This window comes from Oceanicella actignis (assembly GCF_900111545.1).
GTDB lineage: Bacteria > Pseudomonadota > Alphaproteobacteria > Rhodobacterales > Rhodobacteraceae > Oceanicella > Oceanicella actignis.
In genome coordinates this window covers 539,306-557,558 of record NZ_FOHL01000001.1, presented here as the reverse complement: position 1 = coordinate 557,558, position 18,253 = coordinate 539,306, and the positions used below count along the sequence as shown (strand labels likewise).

The 18,253-nt window shown below is 73.4% G+C and carries 18 protein-coding genes; 13 read left to right on the top strand and 5 right to left on the bottom strand.

Annotated elements, in window-relative coordinates; translation table 11 throughout:
* Window positions 1–19 precede the first annotated feature (19 nt).
* Entirely contained in the window at window positions 20–3,442 is a 3,423-nt protein-coding gene (locus tag BMW67_RS02595; protein WP_072748169.1) for an indolepyruvate ferredoxin oxidoreductase family protein, read from the bottom strand.
* 143 nt (window positions 3,443–3,585) lie between these two features.
* Between BMW67_RS02595 and BMW67_RS02590 the strand changes: the two genes are divergently transcribed.
* The 5 genes from BMW67_RS02590 to BMW67_RS02570 all read left to right on the top strand — a co-directional run bounded on the left by BMW67_RS02590 (window position 3,586) and on the right by BMW67_RS02570 (window position 7,830).
* Entirely contained in the window at window positions 3,586–4,050 is a 465-nt protein-coding gene (locus tag BMW67_RS02590; protein WP_072748168.1) for an Lrp/AsnC family transcriptional regulator, read from the top strand.
* A gap of 32 nt (window positions 4,051–4,082) precedes the next feature.
* On the top strand, window positions 4,083–5,030 hold the full coding sequence (locus BMW67_RS02585; RefSeq protein WP_072748167.1) for a 1-phosphofructokinase family hexose kinase: 948 nt from the start codon (window positions 4,083–4,085) through the stop codon (window positions 5,028–5,030).
* Between the two features lie 140 nt (window positions 5,031–5,170).
* Entirely contained in the window at window positions 5,171–6,235 is a 1,065-nt protein-coding gene (locus tag BMW67_RS02580; RefSeq protein ID WP_245728432.1) for an ABC transporter substrate-binding protein, read from the top strand.
* Between the two features lie 16 nt (window positions 6,236–6,251).
* Window positions 6,252–7,019, top strand: a complete 768-nt coding sequence (locus BMW67_RS02575) for an ABC transporter ATP-binding protein (protein WP_072748166.1) — start codon at window positions 6,252–6,254, stop codon at window positions 7,017–7,019.
* The gene (locus BMW67_RS02570; protein WP_072748165.1) at window positions 7,012–7,830 is read left to right on the top strand and encodes an ABC transporter permease; all 819 of its coding nucleotides are present in this window, start codon (window positions 7,012–7,014) and stop codon (window positions 7,828–7,830) included. Before BMW67_RS02575 ends, BMW67_RS02570 begins: the two co-directional genes overlap by 8 nt.
* 26 nt (window positions 7,831–7,856) lie before the next feature.
* On the opposite strand, the gene BMW67_RS02565 is transcribed toward BMW67_RS02570, so the two are convergent.
* From BMW67_RS02565 to BMW67_RS02550, 4 genes are read right to left on the bottom strand one after another with little or no spacing between them, the layout of a single operon-like run.
* Complete coding sequence (locus BMW67_RS02565; RefSeq protein ID WP_072748164.1) at window positions 7,857–8,330, bottom strand: TspO/MBR family protein; 474 nt, start codon at window positions 8,328–8,330, stop codon at window positions 7,857–7,859.
* Complete coding sequence (locus tag BMW67_RS02560) at window positions 8,327–9,790, bottom strand: cryptochrome/photolyase family protein (RefSeq protein WP_072748163.1); 1,464 nt, start codon at window positions 9,788–9,790, stop codon at window positions 8,327–8,329. Before BMW67_RS02560 ends, BMW67_RS02565 begins: the two co-directional genes overlap by 4 nt.
* A 1-nt stretch (window position 9,791) precedes the next feature.
* Complete coding sequence (locus BMW67_RS02555; protein WP_072748162.1) at window positions 9,792–10,433, bottom strand: ChrR family anti-sigma-E factor; 642 nt, start codon at window positions 10,431–10,433, stop codon at window positions 9,792–9,794.
* Complete coding sequence (locus BMW67_RS02550) at window positions 10,430–10,993, bottom strand: sigma-70 family RNA polymerase sigma factor (RefSeq protein ID WP_072748198.1); 564 nt, start codon at window positions 10,991–10,993, stop codon at window positions 10,430–10,432. Before BMW67_RS02550 ends, BMW67_RS02555 begins: the two co-directional genes overlap by 4 nt.
* A gap of 297 nt (window positions 10,994–11,290) precedes the next feature.
* Between BMW67_RS02550 and BMW67_RS02545 the strand changes: the two genes are divergently transcribed.
* From BMW67_RS02545 to BMW67_RS02510, 8 genes are read left to right on the top strand one after another with little or no spacing between them, the layout of a single operon-like run.
* Window positions 11,291–12,601: an NAD(P)/FAD-dependent oxidoreductase gene (locus BMW67_RS02545; RefSeq protein WP_072748161.1), complete on the top strand. Its 1,311-nt coding sequence runs from the start codon at window positions 11,291–11,293 to the stop codon at window positions 12,599–12,601.
* Entirely contained in the window at window positions 12,598–13,398 is an 801-nt protein-coding gene (locus BMW67_RS02540) for a DUF1365 domain-containing protein (protein WP_072748160.1), read from the top strand. Before BMW67_RS02545 ends, BMW67_RS02540 begins: the two co-directional genes overlap by 4 nt.
* Entirely contained in the window at window positions 13,395–14,567 is a 1,173-nt protein-coding gene (locus BMW67_RS02535; RefSeq protein WP_083581543.1) for a class I SAM-dependent methyltransferase, read from the top strand. The genes BMW67_RS02540 and BMW67_RS02535 overlap by 4 nt, the downstream gene beginning before the upstream one ends.
* A complete protein-coding gene (locus BMW67_RS02530; RefSeq protein WP_083581541.1) occupies window positions 14,560–15,807 on the top strand; it encodes an MFS transporter in 1,248 nt (415 codons plus the stop codon). The genes BMW67_RS02535 and BMW67_RS02530 overlap by 8 nt, the downstream gene beginning before the upstream one ends.
* Entirely contained in the window at window positions 15,807–16,370 is a 564-nt protein-coding gene (locus BMW67_RS02525) for a DUF3833 domain-containing protein (RefSeq protein WP_072748158.1), read from the top strand. Before BMW67_RS02530 ends, BMW67_RS02525 begins: the two co-directional genes overlap by 1 nt.
* Window positions 16,367–17,143 (top strand): SDR family NAD(P)-dependent oxidoreductase, encoded by a 777-nt coding sequence (locus BMW67_RS02520; RefSeq protein WP_072748157.1) that lies wholly within the window; start codon window positions 16,367–16,369, stop codon window positions 17,141–17,143. The genes BMW67_RS02525 and BMW67_RS02520 overlap by 4 nt, the downstream gene beginning before the upstream one ends.
* Window positions 17,140–17,697, top strand: a complete 558-nt coding sequence (locus BMW67_RS02515; protein WP_072748156.1) for a glutathione peroxidase — start codon at window positions 17,140–17,142, stop codon at window positions 17,695–17,697. Before BMW67_RS02520 ends, BMW67_RS02515 begins: the two co-directional genes overlap by 4 nt.
* The gene (locus BMW67_RS02510; RefSeq protein ID WP_072748155.1) at window positions 17,694–18,119 is read left to right on the top strand and encodes a DUF3429 family protein; all 426 of its coding nucleotides are present in this window, start codon (window positions 17,694–17,696) and stop codon (window positions 18,117–18,119) included. The genes BMW67_RS02515 and BMW67_RS02510 overlap by 4 nt, the downstream gene beginning before the upstream one ends.
* The last annotated feature ends 134 nt before the right edge of the window (window positions 18,120–18,253 follow it).

Below are 18,253 nucleotides of genomic sequence, written 5' to 3'. Positions count from 1 at the left end.
CGACCCGGGCCGCGTGGCTTCAGGCGGCGCCTTCGGCCTCGAGCGCGGCGACGCGCGCCTTGACGTCTTCGACCGCCTGCGCCTTCACCGGGCCGAAGCCGCGGATGTCCATGGGCGCGCGGGCGATCTCGATCGCGCGCGGCAGGGTCTGCGCCGTCAGCCCCGCCATCTGGCGCTCGATCAGGGCGCGATACCAGGCGGGCAGGGCGCGCTCCATGCGGCGCTCGGCGGTGCGGCCGAAGGGGTCGAGCGCCGTGCCGCGCAGCCGCTTCATCCGCGCCAGAACGTGGAACGCGCCGCGCACCCATGGCCCGAAGGCGCGCTTGCGCGGACGCCCGCGCCAGTCCTTCCCCAGCGGCAGCAGCGGGGGCGCGAGGTGGTGGCGGATGACGAAACCCTCCTCGAACTCGTCGCGCAGCCTGGCCTCGAAGGCGGGGTCCAGATGCAGCCGCGCCACCTCGTATTCATCCTTGACCGCCATCAGCTTGAACAGCGCGCGGGCGACCGCGTCGGTCAGCGCCTCGGAGCCCAGCGGGGCCTCGGCGGCGCGCACCTTTTCGACGAAGGCGCGGTAGGTCTCGGCATAGGCCGCGTCCTGGTAGTCGGTCAGGAAGGCCACGCGCCGCGCGATCGCCTCGTCAAGCGTGCGCGCGCGCTCGTCGGGCTTGCGCCAGGCGGCGGCGAAGGCCTCGGGATCGGCCGCGGCCAGACGCCCCCAGGCGAAGGCCGCCTTGTTCGCCTCGGGCGCGACGCCGTTCAGCTCGATGGCGCGCATCAGCGCCTCGAGCCCCGCGGGAACAAGCCCCGCCTGCCACGCCATGCCCAGCATCAGCACATTGGCGAAGACCGCGTCGCCCAGCAGCGCCTCGGCCGCGGCGTTGGCGTCCACGGTCAGCGGCTGCGCGCCGGTCAGCGCGGCGATGCGCGCGACGCGCTCGTCGATGCGCAGATCCGCGTCGCGGTTCAGCACCACGTCGCCCGTCGGCATGGGGGCGATGTTGAGCGCGGCCCGCATCCCGGGCCGATACATCGGGCTGGCCTTGGCCGAGGCCGACACCACCGCGTCGCAGCCGATCAGCGCATCGGCCGAACCTTCGTCGATGCGCACCTGGTTGAGCTGCTCGGGCGCGTCGGCGATGCGCAGATAGCTCAGCACCGGGCCGAATTTCTGCGCGAAGCCGGTGAAGTCGAGCACGCTCGCGCCGCGTCCCTCGAGATGCGCGGCCATCGAGATCAGCGCCCCCACCGTCACCACGCCGGTGCCGCCCACGCCGGTCACCAGCAGGTTCCACGGCCGGTCGGTCGGCGGCAGGGCGGGCTGGGGCAGGCGGGCGGCGGCCTCGTGCGGGTCGATCCCGGCGCCGGTCTTCTTGCGGCGGCGGGCGTTCTCGACCGTCACGAAGCTGGGGCAGAAGCCGTCAAGGCACGAGAAATCCTTGTTGCACGAGCTCAGATTGACGCGCCGCTTGCGGCCGAACTCGGTCTCGACGGGCTCGACGCTCAGGCAGTTCGAGGCGACCGAGCAGTCGCCGCAACCCTCGCAGACCAGCTCGTTGATGACGGCGAAGCGGGGCGGGTCCTCCATCGTGCCGCGCTTGCGGCGGCGGCGCTTCTCGGTGGCGCAGGTCTGCTCGTAGATGAGCACCGACACGCCGGGAACCTCGCGCAGCTCGCGCTGCACGGCGTCCAGCTCGGAGCGATGGTGGAAGGTGACGCCGGCGGGGAAGTCGGCGGCGCGGAACTTGCCCGGCTCGTCCGAGACGAGGGCGATGCGCTCGACCCCCTCGGCGCGCACCGACATGGCCACGCGCTGCACGCTGACCGGCCCGTCCACGGGCTGGCCGCCGGTCATGGCGACGGCGTCGTTGTAGAGGATCTTGAAGGTGATGTTCACCCCCGCCGCCAGGCACTGGCGGATGGCCATCGAGCCCGAGTGATACCAGGTGCCCTCGCCCAGGTTCTGGAACATGTGCCGGTTGCCGGTGAAGCGCGCGGCGCCGGCGCGGGGCACGCCCTCGCCGCCCATCTGGACGAAGCCGGCGGTGTTGCGGTTCATCCAGGTCGCCATGACGTGGCAGCCGATGCCCGCCCCGGCGGTCGAGCCCTCGGGCACGCGGGTCGAGGTGTTGTGCGGGCAGCCCGAGCAGAAATAGGGCGTGCGGGTCGCGCCCTCGACCACGATCGGCGCCGGCGCCCTGGGCAGGGCCTCGGCGCGGGCGGTCAGCTCCAGCCCCGGGAACAGCGTGTCCAGCCGCCGCGCCACGACCTGCGCCAGCATCCGCGGCGACAGCTCGCCCGTCCAGGGGATCAGGCGCTCGCCGTTCTCGTCGTGCTTGCCGACCATGCGCTGGGGCTTGTCGCCGGGAAAGTCGTAGAAATATTCCTTGAGCTGGCTCTCGACGATGCCGCGCTTTTCCTCGACCACCAGGATCTCGCGCTTGCCGCGCACGAAGTTCAGCGCGTCGCGCCGGGCCAGCGGCCAGACCATGCCGACCTTGTAGACCTCGATGCCGATGCGCCGGCAGGTCTCGGCGTCCAGCCCCAGCAGGCGCAGCGCCTCCATCAGGTCCAGGTGGCCCTTGCCGGTGGTGACGATGCCGTAGGTCGCGGCGGGCGTGCCGAAGATGGCGCGGTCGATGGGGTTGGCCTCGGCGAAGGCGTAGATGGCCTTCTTCTTCTCGGCCAGGCGCAGCTCGATCTCGGGGCTGGGCGGGTCCATCAGCCGATAGTGCAGCCCGCCCGGCGGCGGCGCGTAGTCGGGCGCGGCGAAGACGCGAGGGGGCTTGAGCTCGACCGAGGCGCCGGATTCGACGATCTCGGACACCACCTTGAACCCCACCCAGGCGCCCGAGAAGCGGCTGAGCGCGTAGCCGTATTCGCCGAACTCCAGATACTCGGCCACCGAGGCGGGCGACAGCACCGGCATGAACCAGCTCAGGAACGCCGCGTCCGACTGGTGCGGCATGGACGAGGACACGCAACCGTGATCGTCGCCCGCCACGGCCAGCACCCCGCCATGGGGCGACGAGCCATAGGCGTTGGCGTGCTTGAGCGCATCGCCCGAGCGATCGACCCCCGGGCCCTTGCCATACCACATGCCGAACACGCCCTGGACCTGGCGGTGGGGGTCGGTCTCGACCTGCTGCGAGCCGATGACGGCGCTGACGGCCAGATCCTCGTTCACGGCGGGCAGGAATTCGATGCGGTGGGCGTCGAGCAGCTTCTTCGCGCGCCACAGCTCCAGGTCCAGCCCGCCAAGCGGCGAGCCGCGATAGCCCGAGACGAAGCCGCCGGTCTTCAGCCCGGCGGCGCGGTCGCGGCGGGCCTGGTCGATGAGGATGCGGGTCAGCGCCTGCGTGCCGGTCAGAAAGACGCGGCCGCTTTCGGCGGCGTAGCGGTCGTCAAGCTTGTAGTCGCGAAGGGCTGGGGCGGCGTCGAGCATGGCGGCTGTCCTTGCGGGCGTCCTGGCGGGTTCGCGGCTCAGGATAGGCGGTTGCGCGCGGAAAGTTTCACCGTTTTTGCCGTCTTGCGTGGTGCAAACGGAAGGAATTTTCGTTTATGACTGAATTGCGAAAGGATTTGCCGATGACCGCGCCCAAGCTCGATTCCGCCGACCGCGCCCTGCTGCGCCTGCTCCAGACCGATGCGCGGCTCAGCAACGCCGAGCTGGCCGAGCGCGCGGGCCTGTCGCCCTCGGCCTGCTGGCGGCGCGTCCGGGCGCTGGAGGAGGCCGGCGTGATCCGCCGCCATGTGGCCGAGCTGGACCCGGCGCGCGCCGGCATCGGCTTTCGCGCCATCGTGCATGTCTCGCTGATCCGCCATGTGAAGGAGAACGCCGAGGCCTTCGCCCGCGCCGTCGCCGCCCGCCCCGAGGTGCGCGACTGCTGGTCCACCACCGGCGAGGCGGACTATCATCTGCATGTGGCCTGCGCCGATCTGGCGGCCTACAACGCGTTTCTCGAAATGCTGTTCGAGCTGCCGGGCGTGTCCAACGTGCGCACCAATCTGATCCTGCGCGACGTCAAGACCGGCGGTCCCCTGCCGCTTTGAGGCGGCGCAAGGCGAAATGCGAAAGGCTTGCGATGACCCGCATCGTCACCGTCACCCTCAATCCCGCGCTCGACCTGTCCACCAGCACGCCCAGGGTCGAGCCGGGGCGCAAGCTGCGCTGCGCGCCTGCGCGCATGGACCCGGGCGGGGGCGGGATCAACGTCTCGCGCGCGATCGCGCGCATGGGCGGCGCCAGCGTCGCGCTGGCGGCCATGGGCGGCGGCGTCGGGCGCGACCTGCGCGCGTTGCTCGAGGCCGAGGGAATCGAGACGCACGGCCTTGGGGTGCGCCGGCCCACGCGCCAGAGCCTGGCCGTGACCGAAGAGGAGACGGGCGCCCAGTTCCGCTTCGTCCTGCCCGGTCCGAGCTGGAGCGCCGAGGACTGCGAGGCCGCCGCCCGGCGCATCGCGCGCGCCGTCGGCGCGGGCGATCTGGCCGTGCTCAGCGGCAGCCAGCCCCCCGGCGTGCCGGCGGGCTTCGCGCCCGATCTGGCCGACCGGCTGGCGGCGAAGGGGGCGCGGCTGGCGCTCGACACCTCGGGCGCGCCGCTGCGCGCCGCCGCGGCCCATCGCGGCGCGCCCTTCGAGCTCTTGCGCATGGACTCGGTCGAGGCGGCCGAGCTGGCCGGCCGCCCGGTCGATCGGCCCGCCGAGGCCGCCGCGCTGGCCGCCCGGCTGGTCGCCGAGGGCGCCGCGCGCATGGCGGTGGTGGCGATGGGCGCGCGCGGCTCGGCGCTGGCGTGCGCCGATGGGCGGTGGATGTGCGCCCCGCCCCCGGTCAAGGTCGTCAGCGCGGTCGGGGCGGGCGACAGCTTCGTGGCCGCCTTCGTGCTGACGCTGGCGCGCGGTGGCTCGGCGCTCGAGGCGTGCCGCATGGGCGTGGCCGCCGCCGCCGCCGCGGTGCAGACCCCCGCCACCGAGCTGTGCGAGGGCGACGAGGTGCTGCGGCTTGCGCCCCTGGTGACCTGCGAGGCGCTTTGAGCGGGGCGCGGGGCATGGGGGCCTGAACCAAGGCGCCGCCTTGCGCGGACCGCGCCCTCTGGACGCGGCGCGCTCGGGCGGCGATAGTCGAGCCGACCGCGCGGCCCGCGACGCCGCGCCAGATCGGGAGGAAGGCGAAAATGGCTCGCAAGATCATGGGCGAAACGCGCCGCGCGGCGGCGCAAGGCTGGACGCGCCGCGCCGCGCTGGGGCTGGCGGCCGGCCTCGGGCTTGGCCTGGCGATGGCGGCGGGCGCCGCGGCGGCGGCCGAAAAGGTGGCCGTGGGCGCGCTGCGCTTCACCTCGCACGCGCCGACCTTCATCGCCTACGAGCGCGGCTATTTCGCCGATGAGGGGCTGGACGTCGAGCTCAAGTTCTTTCAGGCCGCGCAGCCCGTGGCGGTGGCGGTCGCCTCGGGAGACGTGGATTTCGGCGTCACCGCGCTGACGGGCGGCTTCTTCAGCCTGGCCGACAAGGGCGCCGTCAGGGTGATCGGCGGGCTGATGTCCGAGCATCCCGATCACGACGGCTCGGCGGTGCTGGTCTCGAACAAGGCGTGGGACGAGGGCGTGCGCTCGATGGCCGACCTGCGCGGGCGCAGCTTCGCGCTGACGCAGTTCGGCTCGTCCTTCCACTACATGGCGGGCCGCATCGCCGAGGCGAACGGCTTCGCGCTCGAGGACATGCGCCTTGTGCCGCTGCAGAAGGTCGGCGCCATGATCGGCGCGCTCAAGTCGGGGCAGGTCGACGCCATGGCCATCGTGCCGCACATCGCGCGGCCGCTCGATGCGGCGGGCGCGGCGCATATCGTCGGATGGGTGCGCGATCTGGGGCCGTATCAGGTCACGACCATCTTCACCTCGGCGGCCAACACGACCGAACGCCCCGAGCTGGTGCGCCGCTTCATGCGCGCCTATGCGCGCGGCATCGCCGACTATCGCGCCGTGATGCTGGACCAGGACCGCGACCCCGCCGCTACCGAGGCGATGGTCGATCTGATCCACAAATACGTCTATGCCGACCGTCCGCGCGAAAAGGCCGCCCCTTCGATCAAGGCCGGCGCGGTGCATCTGAACGCGGGCGCGGCGCTGGACGTCGCGGATGTCGAGCGGCAGTTGACCTGGTTCAAGAAGCATGGCCTGGCCCCCGCCGGGCTGACCATGGACAAGCTGGTCGATCCGCGCTTTCAGCCCGCGGGCGAGTGAGCGCGAGGAGAAGCCGATGGATCTGCGCGTCGTCGGCCTGACGCATGTCTATGCCGGCGCGCCGGTCCTGCAGGACATCGACCTCGAGATCCCCTCGGGGCGCATCCTGTGCGTGGTCGGCCCGTCGGGCTGCGGCAAGTCCACGCTCTTGCGCATGCTGGGCGGGCTCGAGCGGCCCGACGCGGGCGCCGTCCTTCAGGTCGGCGAGCCGCCCGAGGGCTGCCTGAACCCGCTCACCTACATCTTCCAGGACTTCGCGCTGCTGCCCTGGCGCAGCGTGGCGGGGAACGTGGCGCTGGCGCTCGAGGATCGCCGCCTGGGCCGGGCCGAAATCGCGCGCATCGTCGACGACGTGCTGGCGCGCACGCGGCTGAGCGCCTATCGCGACGCTCTGCCGCGCCAGCTTTCGGGCGGGATGCGCCAGCGCGTGGCCATCGCGCGGGCGCTGGCGGTGCGGCCGGCCTGCCTGTTGATGGACGAGCCCCTGTCCGCCCTCGACGCCCAGACGCGCGAGCTGCTGATGGACGATCTGGTCGGCCTGTGGCTGCGCGAGGGCTTCACCGCCTGCTACGTCACCCACAACCTTGCCGAGGCGGTGCGCCTTGGCCATCGCGTGGCGGTGCTGTCGCGCCGGCCCGGCCGGGTGCGCGAGGTGATCGAGATCGACATGCCGCTCGAAGAGCGCGCCGAGCGCATGCCCGAGCTGGCCGTTCACGAACGCCGCCTGTGGCAGCTTCTGCGCGAAGAGGCCGCCGCCGCCGATCAGGAGCTTGCCGATGTCTGAACCCGCCTGCGCCCATGCGCGCGAGGGCGCGCGGCCCGTGCCCTATCGCGGCGGCGGCTTTGCGCCGCGCCCGCGCCGCTGGGCGGGGGCGGCCTTTCTGGCGGGGCTGATCGCGTTCTGGGAGATGTGCTCGCGCCTTGGCTGGATCAGCCCGCTGGCGCTGCCGGCGCCGTCCGAGGCGCTGGCCGCGTTGCGCGACCTGGCCCAGTCGGGGCTGCTGGCCAAGCATCTGGGCGCCTCGCTGGGACGGCTGGCGCAGGGCTGGACGCTGGGCGTGCTGGCGGGGATCGCGGCCGGGCTGGCGGCGGGGCTGTTCTCTCTGGCGCGGGCGGGGATCGTGCCGCTGGTGGCGGCGCTGTTCCCGATTCCCAAGATCGCGCTCTTGCCGCTGTTCATCATCTGGTTCGGCATCGGCGAGGAATCCAAGGTCGCCACCATCCTGTTCGGCACGTTCTTTCCCATGACCATCGCGGTCTATGGCGGGGTCGACAACGTGGATCGGACGCTGATCCGCATGGGGCAGAGCTTTGGGCTGTCGCGGCTGTCGATCATCCGCAAGATCGTGCTGCCCGGCGCCATGCCGGCGATCCTGTCGGGCATGCGCATTTCCGCCTCGATCGCCATCATCCTGCTGGTCGCGGCCGAGATGATCGGCGCCGAATACGGCGTGGGCGCCTATATCCTGCTGGCGGGCAACCTGATGGCGACCGATCAGCTGATCGCCGGGGTGATGATCCTGTCGGCCATGGGGCTGACGGTCAGCTGGCTTCTGGGCATGGCCGAGCGCCGCCTGCTGCGCTGGCGCGCCTGAGCCGGATGCGCGGGCCGTGGCCCGGTTCAGCGGTTCAGCTGCCAGAAGGCGCCGTTCAGGACGGCGGCGAAGCTCACCCAACCAAGATAGGGCAGAAGCAGCAGCGCGGCGATGCGATCGACCCGCCAGGCGAGCGCCGCCAGCAGGGCGATCGAGACCAGCAGGCAAAGGATCACGGCGAACGCGCCGCGCAGATCATGCGCGCCGAAGAAGACGGGCGTCCACAGGGCGTTGAGCACCATCTGCAACGCCCACAGCCCGATGCAGGCGGCGACCGTCGCGCCGCCGCCCGACGCAAGCGCCAGGCGCGTTCCCGCCGCGGCGATCATCAGGTAAAGCACGGTCCACACGGGGCCGAACACCCAGGCCGGCGGGCGGAAGGACGGCGCGGCAAGGCCTTGATACCACGCTCCGCCCACGTCGAAGAACGCCCCCGAGGCCGCCGCCGCGAATGCGGCCGCGAAGAAGGGCAGGGCGACGAGCAGGGTCGTCATGTTCATGGAGCTTCTCCTTGCGCTTGCGCTTCGCGCTCTTCGGCCGCCGCCTTGGCGCCAAGGGCGCGATGCGCGTCCAGCGCCCGTTGGCGCGAAGCGGCCAGATCGACCAGCGGGCGCGGGTAGTCCCGCCCCAGCCGCAGCCCCGCCTGCGCCAGGACTTCGGCGGGGGCGGACCATGGCGCGCCCAGCCAACGGTCGGGCAGGCGCGCAAGCTCGGGGACGAAGCGGCGGATGTAGTCGCCTTGCGGGTCGAACTTCGCCGCCTGGGCGGCGGGGTTGAAGACGCGGAAATAGGGCGCGGCGTCGGCGCCCGATCCGGCCACCCATTGCCAGCTTGCCAGGTTCGAGGCGGGGCTGTGATCGACGAGGCAGTCGGCGAACCAGCGCGCGCCCGCGCGCCAGTCGATCAGCAGGTTCTTGGTCAGGAACGAGGCGACCACCATGCGCACGCGGTTGTGCATGTATCCCGTTTGCCACAGCTCGCGCATGCCCGCGTCGACCAGCGGAACGCCCGTGCGCCCGCGCCGCCATGCCTCCAGCCCCTCGGGGTCGTCGCGCCAGGGCATGGCGGCGAATTCGGGCCGCAGCGGCGCGTGCGCCAGCTTCGGGAAGTGGAACAGCAGATGGGCGCTGAACTCGCGCCAGCCAAGCTCGGCGCGAAACTTGGCCACGTCCTCGGGCGGGCCCGCCGCCTCGACCGCGTGCCAGACCTGGTTGGGCGAGAGCTGGCCATGCGCCAGATACGGCGACAGGCGCGAGGTCCGCCCCAGCGCCGGGAAATCGCGCCCCTTGGCGTAGCCGGCCAGGCGCTCCTGCACGAAGCCTTGCAGCGCGTCGTGCGCGGCGTCCTCGCCGATGCGCCAGAGGCGCCCCAGCCTGGCCTGCCATGGCGCCTCGTCGGGGGCGGCGAGGCCCGGCTCGTCGGGCGCGCGCGGCACAAGGTCGAGATGCGGCGCGGGCAGCGGCCGACGCGGCGGCGCCGCGCCCAGACATCCGCGCCGGTAGAAGGGCGTGAAGACGCGATAGGGCGCGCCGTCGGGCTTGAGCGTTTCCCACGGTTCCCAAAGCAAGGCGCCGTTGGCGCTGCGCGCCTGCAGCCGGGCGCCGGCAAGCGCGGCCTTGACGGCCGTGTCGCGCGCGATCGTCCAGGGCTCGTAGGCGCGGGTCCAGGTGATCAGGCTTGCGCCATGGCGCGCGGCCAGGGCCCGCAGCGCCTCGGCCGGGTCGCCGCGCAGCGCCCGCAGCGTTCCGCCCAGCGCGCGGTCGAGCGCGGCCAGCGCGCGCCCGCGCCACCAGGCGAAGGCGGCGCCGGCGGGGTGCGCGGCCACGAGCGCGGGATCTTCGATCGCCACCGGGATCACGCGCCCATGCGCCGCCGCCGCCGCAAGCGCGGGGTTGTCGGACAGGCGCAGATCGTTGCGGAACCAGTGGATCGCGACCGGGGCGGAAGAAGCGGCGCCCATGTCAGATGCGGAAGATCGGCTGCAGCGCCCGCGGGATCAGGCCGCGAAAGCGCAAGGGGGCGTCGGTGGCGGCGAGGCAGATGCAGGGCGCGCCCTCGTCGGCGACGGGCGTGTGCTCGAGGCTCTCGTCGGCGTATTCGACGTCGCCGACGCCAAAGCGCCCCGTCTCGTCATGGAAGGCGCCTTGCAGGACCAGCGTCAGCTCGCGCCCCTTGTGGCCATGATCGGGCACGGCCCGGCCCGGCGGGATGTAGAGAAGCCGCAGAGAGCCGTCCGGCCCGGCATGCAGCATGGCCTGCCGGATGCCCGCGCCCATGCTGCGCCATCGCGGCGGGCGTCCGCCCAGCGCCGCCATCACCGGCCCGGGGTAGATGCCCGAGGGCCGCGGCGGCTCGGGCGGCGCGGCGGCCGGATCGTCGAGGCGGGCCATGACGCGGGCCATCAGTTCGTCCGACACGGGTTCGGGGGGCAGGGTCTCGAGCACGGCGCCGCCCGCCGCCTCGTGCGCGGCCAGCCGGGCGCGGCATTCGTCGCACAGCGAGACATGCGCCGCCGTCGCGACCGAAAACGCATGCCCGAGGCGGCCCGCGGCGTAGTCCGCCAGCATCGGCTCGGGGATATGGTGCGTGACGTCGTGGGTCATGGGCGGCGAAGGTCCTTGAGTTCGTGGCGCAGGCGCGTCAGCGCCAGGCGGATGCGCGACTTGATGGTGCCCAGCGGCAGGCCGGTGACGGCGGCGATCTCGCCATGGGACAGCTCGCCCAGATAGGCGCGCTCGACCATCTCGCGCTGGGCCGGCGGCAGCGCGCCAAGCGCGTCGCGCAGGCGCCGGGTCTCTTGATCCAGTGCCAGCGCGTCGGCCGCGTCGGGGTCGTGCGCGGGCTCTTCGGCCAGCTCGTCGGGAACGGGACGCCCCTCGCGGCGGAACATGTCGATCTGCCGGTTGCGGGCGATGCGATAGATCCAGGCCGAGGCGCTGGCGCGCGCGGGGTCGAACTGGGCGGCCTTGCGCCAGACGGCCAACATGGCCTCCTGCACCACCTCTTCGGCCTGGGCGTCGGCCATGCCGCCGCGCCGCAGCATGGCCTTGAGCCGGGGCGCGTAATGCGCGAACAGCGCCGCGAAGGCCTGGCGGTCGCGCCGGTCGCGCACCGCGATCAAAAGCCGCGTCTGCTCGCTGAGCGCTTCGCCCGTTTCGCTCATGGATCCTGCCTGCCTCTTGCCCGCAGCGCGCGCGCACGCCGTCTTGCGCCCGTCGCCTTTCGCGCGAGCGTAGCCGAGCGGGGGCGCGGGGCAAAGCGCCGCGCGCGGGGCCGGCCCGGCCTTTGGCGCGGCGCCGCGGCAGGTTTCCATGTCGATCGCGCTGGTCATGCATCCTTTACGCGGCGCCGGGCGGGGCGGATCACTTGCGGCGCCGAAAAAACCGGGCCGCGCCCGCGCGAGTGATCCGACAGCGGTCTTCATGCGTATGTTCACAAAGACTTCACGCAGGAGAGCGACATGGCATTCGATTTGCGGCCCTCGGCCCCGCGGCGCATCGCGATCATCGGGGGCGGGGTGACGGGGCTTTACGCCGCGCGGCTTCTGGCGCCGGGGCGCCATGTCACGCTGTTCGAGGCCGCGCCCCGCCTTGGCGGACATGCGCGCACCGTCGCCGCGGGCCGACGCGGCGACAGGCCGGTGGATACGGGCTTCATCGTCTTCAACCACGCCAACTACCCGCATCTGGGCCGGCTGTTCGACGAGCTGGACGTGCCCCTGCTCAAGACCGACATGAGCTTCGGCGCCTCGCTCGAGGGCGGCGCGATCGAATACGGGCTGCGCAATCCCGGCGCCGTCTTCGCGCAGCCGTCCAATGCGCTGCGCCCGGCGTTCTGGGGCATGATCCGCGACGTCCTGCGCTTCAACCGCCTGGCGCCGGCCGCCGCCCGCGACGACATGACCCTGGCCGAGCTGTCGGCGCGCCTTGGCCTCGGGCGCTGGTTCGAGCGCCACTACCTGCGGCCCATGTGCGCGGCGATCTGGTCCACGCCCGCCGCGCAAATCGGCGCGTTTCCGGCGCGGCGGATGGTGCGCTTCTTTCTCAATCACGGGCTGATGTCGGTCTCGGGCCAGCACCAGTGGTGGACGGTCGCGGGCGGGTCGATCTCTTACGTCGAGCGCCTGGCCGCCGATCTGCGCCGCCGCGGGGTCGATCTGCGCATCGGCGCGCCGGTCGCGGCGGTCCTGCGCGGCGAGGGGGGCGTGCGCGTGCGCGCCGCGGGGGCCGAGCCCGAGCGCTTCGACGAGGTGGTCTTCGCCTGCCACGCCGACGTGGCGCTGCGCCTTCTGGCCGATGCCGCGCCCGAAGAGCGCGCGGCGCTGTCCGCCGTCCGTTTTCAGGACAACCGCGCCGTGCTGCACGCGGACGCCGCGCTGATGCCGCGGCGGCGCAAGGCATGGTCGGCGTGGAACTATGTGTCGGGCCGCGGCGGCGGCGACGCGGGCGTGGGGGTGACCTACTGGATGAATCGCCTCCAGAGCATCCCCGAGGACGATCCGCTGTTCGTCACGCTGAACCCGCCCGCCTCGCTGCGCGACGAGCTGATCCAGGACGAGACGACCTTTCGCCACCCGGTCTTCGACCACGGGGCCATTGCGGCGCAAGAGCGCATCGCCGCCATGCAGGGCGCGCGCGGCGCATGGTTCGCGGGCGCCTGGCTGCGCCACGGCTTTCACGAGGATGGCTGCGCGACCGCGGCCCGCGTCGCGCGCGCCATCGCGGCCAGGGGCGAGCGCGGCGCGGATGTGCGCTCGGGGGCGACGGCATGATCGCGCGCGCCTCGGGAAACGCCCCGCCCAACGCCCCGCCCGCGCGCCTGCCCCTGCGCCTTGCGGGCGCGACGACCCATCTGCGGCGGGGTTCGGTTCGCCACAGGCTGACCCATCGGGCCGAGATGGTGCTGATCGATCCCGAGTCGCCCATGCCCCCGCCCTTTCCCCTGCGGCGCAACCGCTTCGGCCTGCTTTCGGTGTCCGATCGCGACCATGGCGGCCCGCCCGGGCGCGGGCGCGGCGCGGCATGGGCGCGCCAGACCCTCGAGGCGCGCGGCGTGACGGCCGACCGGCTGGCCCTTCTGACCACGCCGCGATTCCTGTGGTGGGGGTTCAACCCCGTCAGCTTCTGGCTGGCGTGGCGGGACGAGGCGCTGGTCGCGGTCATCGCCGAGGTGACCAACACCTGGGGTCAGCGCCACGCCTATGTCTGCCGCCATGAGGACGGCCGCCCGATAACCCCGGACGACAGGCTGACCGCGGCCAAGATCTTTCACGTCTCGCCCTTTCAGGACGTGGCGGGCGACTACGCCTTCCGCTTCGACTTCGACTTCGGCGCGCGCGCGCTCGACATCCGCATCGTGCACCGGAACGGGCCCGAGGGCGTGGCCGCCAGCCTGGCGGGGCCGCTCATGCCGCTGGGCCGCCGCGCGCTGGCGGGCATGATGCTGCGCCATCCCTTCGGGCCGCTGCGCACGCTGGCCCTGATCCACTGGCACGCGCTGCGCCTTGCCCTCAAGGGCGCGCGCTGGCGCGAGCGCCCCGCGCCCCCCGCTTCGGAGACCAGCCCATGACCGCCCCTCTCGTCCGCCTCGCGCCCGCGCCGCGCGCCCGCCAGCCTGGCCCAAACGCGCGCTCGGCCTTTCTCGACGCCTGCGCGGCGATCGCGCACGGCAGCCTGCGGCTGACCACCCCCGAGGGCGCCGTGCGCCATTTCGGCGCTGGCGCGCCGCAGGCCGAGCTCATCCTGCACGACTGGGCCGCCCTGGCCGCCGCGCGCGATCGCGGCGAGGCCGGCTGGGCCGCGGCCTATGCCGCGGGCCTGTGGGACAGCCCCGACATCGAGGCCGTCTGCGCGCTGGCGCTGCGCAACCCGCGCGCGCCGTTCGGCTTGGGCGCGCCCCGGCCCGCGGCGCGGCTGGCGGCGAGGGCGGCGCGCGCGCTTGGGGCCGAGTCCCGCGCCGATGGCGGGCCGCTGATGCTTGTCCGGCCCGAGCTGGGCGCCGAGTTCTACCGCCAGTGGCTGGACGAGGGCATGCATTGCTCCGCGGCGCTTTTCGCGCGCGAGGGCGATTCGCTCGAGCGCGCGCAGCTTGCCAAATGCGACCGGATCCTGGATCTGCTCGGCCCCGCGCCGGGCGCGTTGCTCGAGCTCGGCTGCGGCTGGGGCGGCTTTGCCGAGCGCGCCGCCGAGCGCGGCCACCGGGTCACGGGCATCGCCGCCACGCCCAACCACAAGGCCTATGCCGACGCGCGCCTCGACGGCCGCGCCGAGATCCGCCTGCAGGGCGACCGCGAGGACCGGGTGCAATACGACGCCATCGTCGCGATCGAGTCCATCGGCGCCGTCGGCGCGCGCCGGCGGCCCGCCTGGTTCAAGAGCCTTGCCGCGCGCCTCAAGCCCGGCGGGCGGGCGGTGGTGCAGGCCGTCGTCACGCCCGACGAGGCGGCCGAAGCCGGGCCGGGCGCATTTCCCGGCGCCCTCGCCCCGCGCGAGGCGGCGATCGCGGCCGAGGCGCGGCGGGCCGGATTGACCGTGGCCGGGCGCCTGGCCTTCGGCGAGCACCATGCGCGCACGCTGCGCGCCTGGGATGAACGGATGCAGGCCCGTGCCGGGCGGCTGGCGCAATACGGCTTTGACGCCGCGACGCTGCGGCGCTGGCGCTATCGTCTGAACGCCGGCGCCGCGGCCTTCGCCGCCGGGCGGGTCGATGTGGTTCAGCTGGCGCTCGAACATGGCTGAGTCCGCGCCCCTTGCCGGCGCGCCGGAGGGCGCGCGTTGGCGCATGGCGCTGACGGCGGGTCTGCTGGCCTCGGCGGGGCTGCCGCTCTATGTGCATCTGCCGCGCTTCGTCGCCGCGCTGGATCTGCCGCTGGCCGCGGCGGGCGGGCTGCTGCTGGCGCTGCGCGCGCTTGATTTCGCGCAGGACCCGCTGCTTGGCCGCCTTGTGGACCGGATGCGCGCGCGCGCCGGGTTGCTGGCGGCGCTGGCGCTGGGCGGCCTTGGCGCCGGCTTCGCCGTCGTGTTCGCCGCGCAGCCCGGGATATGGGCGCTGACGGGCGGGCTTGCGCTTTTGTTCACCGCCTACAGCCTGGGCATGATCCTGCTTTACGCGGCGTCGGTCGATCTGGCGGCCAGTTCCGAGGCCGGGCCGCATCTGAACCTTGCCGCCTGGCGCGAAAGCGGCGCGCTGGCGGGCGTGCTGCTGGCCGCGGTCCTGCCGGCGGCGCTGACGGCGGCGGTGGGGCCGCGCGCGGGCTACGCCGCCTTCGGACTGCTCATGGCCGGGGCGGCGCTGGCGGTGTGGCTGGCGAGCCGTCCGCTCTGGCGCGCGCTGGCCCCGCGCCGCGCCCCGGCCTTCGCGCTGCGCCCGCTTTTCGCCGCGGGCGGGGGCTGGCTGCTGGCGCTGGCTCTGGCGAACACGCTGCCGGTGGCGATCACGGCGACGCTGTTCCTGTTCTTCGTCGAGGATCACCTCAGGCTCGGCGCGCTGGCGGGGCCGTATCTGGCGGCCTTCTTTCTTGCCGCCGCAATGGCCGCGCCCGGCTGGGCGGCGCTGGCGCGGCGTCTTGGAACCCGGCCGGTGCTGGCGGCGGCCATGGCGCTGGCCGTCGCGGCCTTCGCCTGGGCCGCCCTGCTGCCGGCCGGGGCGGCCTGGGCCTTTGCGGCGATCACGGTGGGCTCGGGCGCGGCGGTGGGGGCCGAGCTGGTGCTGCTGCCGGCGCTGTTCGCGGCGCTTCTTGCGCGCCATGACCTGCCGCAGGGCGTGGCCTTCGGCCTGTGGTCGCTGGCCGGAAAGCTGGCGCTGGCCATCGCCGCCGCCGTGGCGCTGCCGGCGCTGGCGCTGACGGGGTATGTCCCCGGCGCCCCGCCCGGGCCGGAGGCGGCGCGCGCCCTTGTGCTGGGCTACGCCGTCCTTCCCTGCATTCTGAAGCTGCTTGCGCTGGGCCTTCTGCTGGCGCTTCCACGAAAGGTGTTCTGATGCTCAAGCTCCTTGCCGCGCTGTTCGTCGTTCTTGCGCTGGCGCTGGCGATCCAGCGCCACTTCTTCAGCTTCGCGGCGCAGTCTCCGGCGCGCTACGCCGGCTCTGAGCCCGCCTTCGATCTGAGCCGGCATCTGGGCGGCGACATGATCTCGGAGGGCGTCATCTTCGGCCCCGCCGGCGCCGTGGTCAGCCGCTTCACCGCCCGGATGCGCGGCGTCTGGTCGGGCGCCGAGGGCCGGCTGTCGGAAAGCTTCCGCTATGCCTCGGGCGAGAAGCAGGAGCGCGAATGGACCATCGTCCGGGGCGAGAACGGCCGCTTCTCGGCGACGGCGCCCGACATCGTCGGCGTCGCGCGCGGTCAGGTTTCGGGCGCGGCCGCGCGCCTGACCTACAGGCTGCGCCTGCCGCAATCCTCGGGCGGGCATGTGCTGAGCGTGGTGGACTGGATGTATCTGACCCCGGACGGCGTCATCATCAACCGCTCCGAGATGCGCAAGTTCGGCGTCAAGGTGGCCGAGCTGATCGCCACCATCCGCCCGGCCGGGACGGATGCGCGATGAGCGCCGTCGCGGGGCTGCGCTGGTGGATCGTCGGGGCCAGCTCGGGCCTTGGGCGCGCGCTGGCGCTCGAGATGGCGCGCGCGGGCGCAGAGGTGATCGCCTCGGCCCGCAGCGCCGACGCGCTTGCGGCGCTGGCGGGCGAGGATGCGCGCATCTCGCCGCTGCCGCTTGACGTGACCGATCCGCGCTCGGTCGCCGAGGCGGCGGCGCGGATCGGCGCGCCCGATGGCGTGATCTACGCCGCCGGCGCCTATGAACCCATGCGCGCGCAGGACTGGCGTTTGGGTGTGGCCGAGGCGGTGGCCGAGGTCAACTTCATCGGCGCGCTGACCGTGCTGTCGCATGTCGTGCCGGGCATGGCCGAACGCGGGGCGGGGCGGGTGGTTCTGATCGGCTCGCTGGCGGGCTTTCGCGGTCTGCCCGGCGCGATCGGCTACGGCGCCTCGAAGGCCGCGCTGATGCATCTGGCCGAGAACCTGCGCGCCGATCTTGCCGGCTCGGGCGTGACGGTGCAGCAGGTCAATCCGGGCTTCATCCGCACCCGGCTGACCGCCAGGAACGATTTCCACATGCCGCAGATCATGACGCCCGAAGAGGCCGCGCGCCGCACGCTGGCGGCGATCCGCTCGGGGCGTTTCTCGACCAGCTTTCCCGCGCCCTTCGCCTGGCTGTTCACGCTGGGCCGCTTCGCGCCGCTGCCGCTGTTCCACGCCCTGTTCGGCGGCGGCGCGAAGGCGTCGGGGCGCGCCGACAGGAAGGAGAAGAAGGGATGATCCGCCGCCGAGACATCTTCCGCCTGGCCGCCGGCGCCGGCGCGCTGGCGCTTGCGCCGGGGGCCGCGCGCGCCGCCAGCGCCTGGGATTTCGTCTTCGAGGCCCTCGAGGGCGGGCCGATGCCCCTTGCGCAGTGGCGCGGCAAGGTGCTGCTCGTGGTCAACACCGCGTCCTTTTGCGGCTTCACGCCCCAGTATCGCGCGCTTGTCCGCATCTGGCGCGAATATCGCGACCGGGGCCTGGTCGTGATCGGCGCGCCCTCGACGGATTTCCGGCAGGAATACGCCGAGAAGGACAAGATCAAGACGTTCTGCGAGCTCACCTATGGCGTCGATTTTCCAATGACGGCGCCGGTGCATGTGGTGGGGCCGGACGCGCACCCCTTCTTCGCCTGGGCCGCGGCCGAGACCGGCGAGCGCGTGCGCTGGAACTTCAACAAGTATCTGATCGGCCGCGACGGTCGCGTCATCGCCTGGATGCCCAGCACGCTCGACCCCGCCGCGCGCAAGGTCCGCGAGGCGATCGAGGCGGCGTTGGCCGCGCCCGAGGCATGAGCCCCGCGCGCGCGGCGGCGCTTCTTGGCGCGGCGGGGCTGGGTCCCTTCTGGGGATTCGCGCTGGCCGCGCATGTGGCCGCCGCAAGCCCGGCCGCGGGGACGGCGCTTCGGGCCGAGCTGGCCTGGGGCGCGACGATCCTGGCCTTCATGGCCGGCGCCCGCTGGGCCATGGCGCTGGCGGCCGGGGCCGGCGCCGCGCGGCTGGCGGCCTTTGCGCTGGCCAGCCTGCCGGCCTTCGGCGCGCCGTTCATGCCGACGCCGGCCGGCCTTGGGCTGCTGGCCGCGGCCTTCGTCGCGCTGCTGGCGGTCGAGCTTGCCCCCGCAAGCCGGGCCGAGGCGCCGCCCTGGTATCCGGCGCTGCGCATCCGGCTGACATCGGGGGTTCTGGCGGCGCTGGGCGTCGCGGCGCTTGCCGCGTGAGGGGCGCGTCGGGGGCCGGCGGCGTGCCGGCTTGGGGCGGCCTTGCGGGCCGGGGCGCAACGGCGCCGGGGCGCGATCGCGGCGCGTCAGGGCGCCCGGCGCATGTCGGCGAAGGCCCGCGCGAGGCGCAGGCG